Origin of the sequence: Caulobacter vibrioides OR37 (assembly GCF_000372645.1) — a bacterium.
GTDB classification, from domain to species: Bacteria; Pseudomonadota; Alphaproteobacteria; order Caulobacterales; family Caulobacteraceae; genus Caulobacter; species Caulobacter vibrioides_E.
Genome location: NZ_APMP01000010.1, coordinates 124430 through 131222, shown reverse-complemented (window position 1 = coordinate 131222; position 6793 = coordinate 124430). Strand labels below are relative to the sequence as shown.

Annotated in this window: 7 protein-coding genes; 4 read left to right on the top strand and 3 right to left on the bottom strand. The window is 67.8% G+C overall.

Annotation, left to right across the window (positions count from 1 at the left end; genetic code table 11):
• Positions 1-50: 50 nt before the first annotated feature.
• A complete protein-coding gene (gene hemF / locus OR37_RS10460; protein WP_004619342.1) occupies positions 51-923 on the bottom strand; it encodes an oxygen-dependent coproporphyrinogen oxidase in 873 nt (290 codons plus the stop codon).
• A gap of 143 nt (positions 924-1066) precedes the next feature.
• Here hemF and OR37_RS10455 point away from each other — a divergent pair, with 143 nt between their 5' ends.
• On the top strand, positions 1067-2359 hold the full coding sequence (locus tag OR37_RS10455) for an acetyl-CoA C-acyltransferase (RefSeq protein ID WP_004619340.1): 1293 nt from the start codon (positions 1067-1069) through the stop codon (positions 2357-2359).
• 236 nt (positions 2360-2595) lie between these two features.
• Here OR37_RS10455 and OR37_RS10450 read toward each other — a convergent pair whose 3' ends face one another.
• Positions 2596-2922, bottom strand: coding sequence for a hypothetical protein (locus OR37_RS10450; RefSeq protein WP_035017214.1), 327 nt, complete (start codon positions 2920-2922; stop codon positions 2596-2598).
• A 49-nt stretch (positions 2923-2971) separates the two neighbouring features.
• A complete protein-coding gene (gene phaR, locus OR37_RS10445; RefSeq protein WP_004619336.1) occupies positions 2972-3622 on the bottom strand; it encodes a polyhydroxyalkanoate synthesis repressor PhaR in 651 nt (216 codons plus the stop codon).
• Between the two features lie 216 nt (positions 3623-3838).
• Here phaR and OR37_RS10440 point away from each other — a divergent pair, with 216 nt between their 5' ends.
• From OR37_RS10440 to OR37_RS10430, 3 genes are all read left to right on the top strand, one after another.
• Positions 3839-5014, top strand: coding sequence for an acetyl-CoA C-acetyltransferase (locus OR37_RS10440; RefSeq protein ID WP_004619334.1), 1176 nt, complete (start codon positions 3839-3841; stop codon positions 5012-5014).
• A 94-nt stretch (positions 5015-5108) separates the two neighbouring features.
• Positions 5109-5831: a beta-ketoacyl-ACP reductase gene (locus OR37_RS10435; protein WP_004619333.1), complete on the top strand. Its 723-nt coding sequence runs from the start codon at positions 5109-5111 to the stop codon at positions 5829-5831.
• Between the two features lie 132 nt (positions 5832-5963).
• Positions 5964-6746, top strand: a complete 783-nt coding sequence (locus tag OR37_RS10430) for a DUF4908 domain-containing protein (protein WP_004619330.1) — start codon at positions 5964-5966, stop codon at positions 6744-6746.
• Positions 6747-6793: the final 47 nt, after the last annotated feature.

The following is a 6793-nucleotide window of genomic DNA, read 5'->3' as shown; positions in this document are numbered from 1 at the left end:
CCGCGCCGCGTGAAGCGGCGAGCGCGTGTTCGAAAGGGGAAAGACCTATCCTACGGCCACTTCACCGTCGGCGGCATCGAGCTGAGGATCGACTCGACGTTGCCGCCGGTCTTGAGGCCGAACATGGTGCCGCGATCGTAGAGCAGGTTGAACTCGACATAGCGGCCGCGCTGGACCAGCTGTTGATCGCGCTCTTCCGGCGTCCAGGCTTCGCCCATCCGACGGCGGACCAGATCCGGATAGACCTCCAGGAACGCCTTGCCGACGTCCTGGGTGAAGGCGAAGTCGCGGTCCCAGTCGCCGCTGTCGTGGTGGTCGTAGAAGATGCCGCCAATGCCGCGCGGCTCGTTGCGGTGCGGCAGGAAGAAGTACTCGTCGCACCAGGCCTTGTACTTGGGATACCAGGCGGGGTCGTGGCGGTCGCAGGCCTTGCGGTAGGCGGCGTGGAAGTCGATGGCGTCGGGGAAGTCCTGGCTGCGCTGATAGCCCAGCAAGGGCGTCAGGTCGCCGCCGCCGCCGAACCAGCTCTTGGTCGTGGCGATGAAGCGGGTGTTCATGTGCACGGCCGGCACGCGCGGATTGGTCATGTGCGCGATCAGGCTGATGCCGGTGGCGAAGAATCGGGGATCGTCGGCCGCGCCCGGCATGGACTTGGCCATCTCCGGGGTGAAGGTCCCGAACACCGTCGAGACATGGACTCCGACCTTTTCGAACAGGCGGCCATGCATCATGCCCATGACGCCCCCGCCCCCCGCCGGGCGCTCCCAGGGCTTCTTCTCGAAGCGGCCGGGCGCGCCGGGATAGAGGTCGGCCGGCGCCGCGTCCTCGAGCCGTTCGAATTCGGCGCAGATCTGGTCGCGCAGGGTTTCGAACCAGGCGCGGGCCGCGGCCTTCTTGTCGTCGAGGGAAAGTTCGGTGCTCATGCCTGCCGATTAAGCCGCCGCGCGCCCGCGCGCAAATGGCGAAGGCCATCACGCCGCGCGCGAGGGCGATATTCGACAAGAAGCAAAGGCGTCGCGTCGCTCCCATATAGGGTCGAAGGCCGCCCCGATTCTCGGAGATTCCCATGTCCGCCGCTTCTTCCGCCAAGGTCTGGCTCGCCGCCGGCGTGCGCACGCCGTTCGCCAAGGTCGACGGGCCGCTGGCGTCTCTCGACGCGATCCAGCTGTCCGTCCCGGTCGTCAAGGCGATGCTGGCGCCGCAAGGTCCGGGCGGCGGCGCCCGGCCCGATTTCGCCGTCTGGGGCACGGTGATCCCCAACCTGACCTGGAGCAATCTGGCGCGCGAGGTGCTGCTGGACGCCGGCGCCGACCCGACCATTCCGGCCTTCTCGACGATCATGGCCTGCTCGACCAGCATGATGGGCGCGATCGAGGCGGCGGGCATGGTCGACGGGCGAGGACGCGACCTGGCCCTGGTCGGCGGCGTCGAAAGCATGAGCCGGGTGCAGATCGGCCTGTCGGTCGCGCTCTCGGACTGGATCCGCAAGTTCCAGGGCGCCAAGACCGGCCAGCAGCGCCTCGCCGCCCTCGGCGCGCTGAACCTCAAGGACGTCAAGCTCTTCATCCCCAAGGTGGCCAATCGGGTCACCGGCCTGTCGATGGGCGAGCACACCGAGATCACCGCCAAGGAATGGGGCCTGAGCCGCGCCGACCAGGACGCCCTGGCCCTGGCCAGCCATCAGGGCGCGGTGAAGGGCTGGGAGCAGGGCTTCTTCGACGACCTGGTCATCCCGGTCGGCGACACGCGGCGCGACACTATCCCGCGCAAGGATTCGACGCTGGAAAAGCTGGCCAAGCTGGCGCCCGCCTTCGACCGGACCAGCGGCAAGGGCACGCTGACGGCGGGCAATTCCTCGCCCCTGACCGACGGGGCGGCGGCGATCTGGGTGGGATCGGAAGCCGGCATGGCCCGCCTGCCCGGCGAGACGCCCAAGGTCAGGATCGTCGACTACGAGGTCACCTCGATCGACCTGCGCCATGAGGGCCTGCTGATGGCTCCGGCCTACGGCGTGCCGCGCCTGCTGGCGCGCAACGGCATGATCTATGCCGATGTCGGGCTGTGGGAGATCCACGAAGCCTTCGCCGCCCAGGTGCTGTCGCATATCGCCGCCTGGGAGAGCGCCAAGTTCCTGAGCGACAAGGCCGGGGTGGCGACGCCGCTGGGCGCGTTCCCGCGCGATCGCGTGAATCCCAACGGCGGCAGCCTGGCGCTGGGTCACCCGTTCGGGGCCACCGGCGCGCGGATCCTCAGTCAGGCGGTGAAGGAGCTGGCGGCGCGTCCGAAGGGCGAACGCGCCATCGTCAGCATCTGCGCCGACGGCGGACAGGGCACGATGATGCTGCTCGAAAGCGCCTAACCGGGGCTGGAGTCCTCAGGTCAGGACCGTGAAGATCAGGGCCACGACGGCGACGTCGAAGATGCGGATGGCGACGGACAACATGGAAGGACCCGTGGGCGATCAATTCACCAACGGTTAAGCAAGACCCGCGCCAACCCGCCGGTTCCCACCAAACTTTCGTCGTCGCGGTCGCCAAGGCCGCCGCGCGGCCCGCCCGGCCTGGCGATCGTCGAGGCTTCGCGGCGCGCGAAGGGCTAGATGTTGGTCTTCTTTAGCAGGCCCGCCTTGGGACGCCGGTCGCTTTCGCCGGAATATTCCGTCCCGAGATAGGTCGATCTGGCCGCGTCCAGCACTTCCTGCCCACCCCGCAGGCCGCGCTTTTGACCGCGCTGGCCCATCAGGTGGGCGGCGAAGGCGGCGAAGCTTCCGCGGCGCGGCGGCTCGGGCGGCGGCGAGGGCGTCTCGTCCTCGACGACGAACACGACCTCTTCCTGACTCTCCCGACGATCGCCATCGCGCGGCGCCGGCAGAGCGCGGCGCGCGGGACCAGAGCGTCGAATGGGATCGATCGGGCCGTTCATGTCCCCAAAGCTAGGGCCAGGACGGTTAAGAACCGCTGGATCGTCTTGGTTAAGACTTGTTGGCCAGCTTGGCGAGCTGCTCCTGCATCGCCTCCATCTGGCGCTTCAGGTCGGCCAGGGAGTCGTCGCTGGACGTCGACGCCGCCGGGGGCGCGGGCGGCGGTTCGGCGGGCGCGGCGGCGTCCTCCGGGCGAACATAGGCGAATGGCGAGAACATCTTCATCGCCCGATCGAACAGCGCCATGTTCTGGCGGATCTGCTCCTCGTAGACGCCCATGCCCGGCATCTTGCCCGGCGCCAGGTTCGACAGCTGGCCGCGCAGGCGTTCCTGCTGCTTGGCGAAGCTTTCCAGCGACATTTCCAGATAGGACGGCAGGAAGGCCTGCATCGAGTTGCCGTAGAAGCCGATCAGCTGGCGGAGGAACTGGATCGGCAGCAGGTTCTGGCCTTCGCCGCGATTTTCTTCCTCGAAGATGATCTGGGTCAGGACCGAACGGGTGATGTCGTCGTTGGTCTTGGCGTCGTAGACCACGAAGTCGACGCCTTCCTTCACCATGTCGGACAGGTGTTCGAGGGTGACGTAGGACGACGACGCCGTGTTGTAGAGACGGCGGTTGGCGTACTTCTTGATGATCACGCGCTGACCGTTCGCCTTGTCGGCGCCGGTGGTCGCTTCGCCTTTTTCCGGGTTCTCGGACATTTCGTTCCCTGAAGCGTTCTCGTCCGCTTTTCGCGTCGCACTATCGCCAATGCAAAGGCGCCGCGCCAGTGGTCAGATGACTTGGAGACGTCATCAAGCCGTGAAAATGTGCGGATGACGGATCAGGTCCGGATGTGCCACGCTGCGCCGCGTTACGAAAGAAGCGGGCGCCGCGGCCGCTAGGGCGTCACGTCGAGAATGTCACGGGAGCTACTCATGAGCGACATCGTCATCGTCTCCGCCGCCCGCACGCCGGTCGGTTCCTTCAACGGGGCGCTGTCCAGCCTGCCCGCCGCCGAGCTGGGCAAGGTCGCCATCGAGGCCGCCGTTTCTCGCGCGGGCCTTCAGCCCGCCGACGTGGATGAAGTGATCCTGGGCCAGGTGCTTCAGGCCGGCGCCGGCCAGGGACCCGCGCGCCAGGCCTCGGTGAAGGCCGGCATTCCGGTCGAGAGCCCGGCCTGGAGCCTGAACCAGCTGTGCGGCTCGGGCCTGCGCGCCGTCGCCCTGGCGGCGCAGCAGATCGCCGATGGCTCGGCCAAGGTGGTCGTCGCCGGCGGCCAGGAGAGCATGAGCCAGGCCCCGCACGCCCAGAACCTGCGCGGCGGCCAGAAGATGGGCGACCTGGCCTTCGTCGACACCATGATCAAGGACGGCCTGTGGGACGCCTTCCACGGCTATCATATGGGCCAGACGGCGGAGAACATCGCCGCGCGCTGGCAGATCACCCGCGAGGACCAGGACAGGTTCGCCGTCGCCAGCCAGAACAAGGCCGAGGCGGCGCAGAAGGGCGGCAAGTTCGATGAGGAGATCGTCCCGGTCACCATCAAGGGCCGCAAGGGCGACACCGTCGTCGACAAGGACGAGTTCATTCGCCACGGCGTGACCCTGGAAGGCATCCAGGGCTTGAAGCCGGCCTTCACCAAGGACGGCTCGGTCACCGCCGCGAACGCCTCGGGCCTGAACGACGGCGCCGCGGCCCTCGTGCTGATGAGCGCCGAGGAAGCCGCCAAGCGCGGTCTCAAGCCCCTGGCCAGGATCGCCTCGTGGGCCAATGCCGGCGTCGAGCCCGAGATCATGGGCACGGGCCCGATCCCGGCTTCGCGCAAGGCTTTGGAAAAGGCGGGCTGGTCGATTTCGGACCTCGACCTCGTCGAGAGCAACGAGGCCTTCGCCGCCCAGTCGCTGTGCGTGGTCCGCGAGCTGGGCCTCGACTCGGCCAAGGTCAATGTCAATGGCGGCGCGATCGCCATCGGCCACCCGATCGGCGCTTCGGGCGCGCGGATCCTGACCACCCTGCTGCACGAGCTGAAGCGGTCCGGCGGCAAGAAGGGCCTGGCCACGCTGTGCGTCGGCGGCGGCATGGGCGTCGCCATGTGCGTCGAAGCCCTCTGAACGCGATCCGCGCGACCTTTGCCGGGGTCGCGGGGTCCTTTCGAACAAGGATCGCGCGGGCCGGCGCAACCATAAGAATAACCGGGAGACAGGTATGACGAGAGTTGCGTTCGTGACCGGCGGCACCCGCGGCATCGGTCGGGCGATCTGCGAACGGCTGATCGCCGACGGCCACAAGGTGGCGGCGGGCTATTCCGGGAACGAAGCCGCCGCCGAGGCCTGCGCCAAGGAGCTGGGCGTGATGGTCGTGAAGGGCAATGTCGGCCACTTCGAGGACTGCCAGGCGGCGGTGAAGAAGGTCGAGGCCGAGCTCGGTCCCATCGAGATCCTGGTCAACAACGCCGGCATCACCCGCGACGGCATGTTGCACAAGATGACCTACGAGCAGTGGTCCGAGGTCATCCGGGTCAACATGGACTCGGCCTTCAACATGACCCGGCCGGTGATCGAGGGGATGCGCGAGCGCGGCTGGGGCCGCATCGTCAATATCAGCTCGATCAACGGCCAGAAGGGTCAGATGGGTCAGACCAACTATTCGGCCGCCAAGGCCGGCCTGATCGGCTTCACCAAGGCCCTGGCCCTGGAGAACGCCAAGAAGGGCGTGACGGTCAATGTCATCTGTCCCGGCTATATCGACACCGAGATGGTGGCGGCCGTGCCGGAAAACGTCCTGGCCGGCATCATCGCCGGCATCCCCGTCGGTCGCCTGGGCCGGGGCGAGGAGATCGCCGACATGGTGTCGTTCCTCGCGGGCGAGCGGGCCGGCTTCGTCACCGGCGCCACGCTGACCCTGAACGGCGGCCAGTACATGGCCTGAGGCTCGCCGGCCTCGGCCCTCCGAAGCCCGCGCTTGACGGCCAGTGCGACCTTTTGGCCTCATGCGCGCGGCTTTGGAGAACGGACGTTTTGACGTCCAAGATTCGCCCTAGTCGGCGGGCAGTACGATCACATGATATTTCGTAAGGTGGAGCTGAACGACCTGGGGACGCGCTGCGTCCTGGCGATCGTCGCCTCGCTGGCCTTGGCGGGGACCGCCTTCGCCCAGCAGGGGCCGCACGGGTTGCGCGACGCCCTGCTGGGACGCCACGGTCCGCCGGACACCCACCGCATGAGCGCCGCGCCGCCGGTGGCGCGTTACGTCTCCGACGGTGGCGGCGGATTCATCTTCGATCAGGCCTCGCCTCAGCCGTTGATGAAATTCGACAACAGCAACGAGGTCTGGGTGCTGTCGCCCCAGCCGGCCTCGCGCGGCGACGTCATCTATCGCAACGACCTCGGTGAGCCCGTTCTGCGGGTCACCAAGCTTGGCGGCGTGATTCTGTTCACGGACGACGCGCCGATGGGCGCGGCGGCGGCGCTGTCGGGCCGGGCCTCGTCGATCCAGCCGCCGGCCGTGCTTTCGGTGGCGGCCCTGTTCCAGCGTCTGGCCCTGGCCGCCAACCGCGCCAGCCGCGTGGCCCAGCGCCAGATCGAGTTCGCCACGCTGCAGGACGCGCGTCCCGAGACCTCGGTGCTGATCGCCGACTCCGCCACCCTGACGGCCGAGGCCTTCGAACGCGCGGCCCGCAAGGACCGTTCGGTCCTGGCCAAGATCATGCGCGTGCTGCTGGCCGAGGGCCACAAGCCCGGCGCCCAGGTCAAGGACGGCGAGCTGATCGTCACCTACGCCCCGGGCGAGGGCCTGGCCGGACGGCCATCGTCCAAGCGCATCCTCAAGGTGATGAATCGCTGATATCCGAGGCGGCGAAGCGTCCGGAAAGCGTAACCATAAAGTCTTAG

Excerpts from the sequence above, each read along its gene's own strand:
- hemF (WP_004619342.1), bottom strand. The coding sequence starts at position 923 with ATGAGCACCGAACTTTCCCTCGACGACAAGAAGGCCGCGGCCCGCGCC.
- OR37_RS10455 (WP_004619340.1), top strand. The coding sequence starts at position 1,067 with ATGTCCGCCGCTTCTTCCGCCAAGGTCTGGCTCGCCGCCGGCGTGCGC.
- OR37_RS10450 (WP_035017214.1), bottom strand. The coding sequence starts at position 2,922 with ATGAACGGCCCGATCGATCCCATTCGACGCTCTGGTCCCGCGCGCCGC.
- phaR (WP_004619336.1), bottom strand. The coding sequence starts at position 3,622 with ATGTCCGAGAACCCGGAAAAAGGCGAAGCGACCACCGGCGCCGACAAG.
- OR37_RS10440 (WP_004619334.1), top strand. The coding sequence starts at position 3,839 with ATGAGCGACATCGTCATCGTCTCCGCCGCCCGCACGCCGGTCGGTTCC.
- OR37_RS10435 (WP_004619333.1), top strand. The coding sequence starts at position 5,109 with ATGACGAGAGTTGCGTTCGTGACCGGCGGCACCCGCGGCATCGGTCGG.
- OR37_RS10430 (WP_004619330.1), top strand. The coding sequence starts at position 5,964 with ATGATATTTCGTAAGGTGGAGCTGAACGACCTGGGGACGCGCTGCGTC.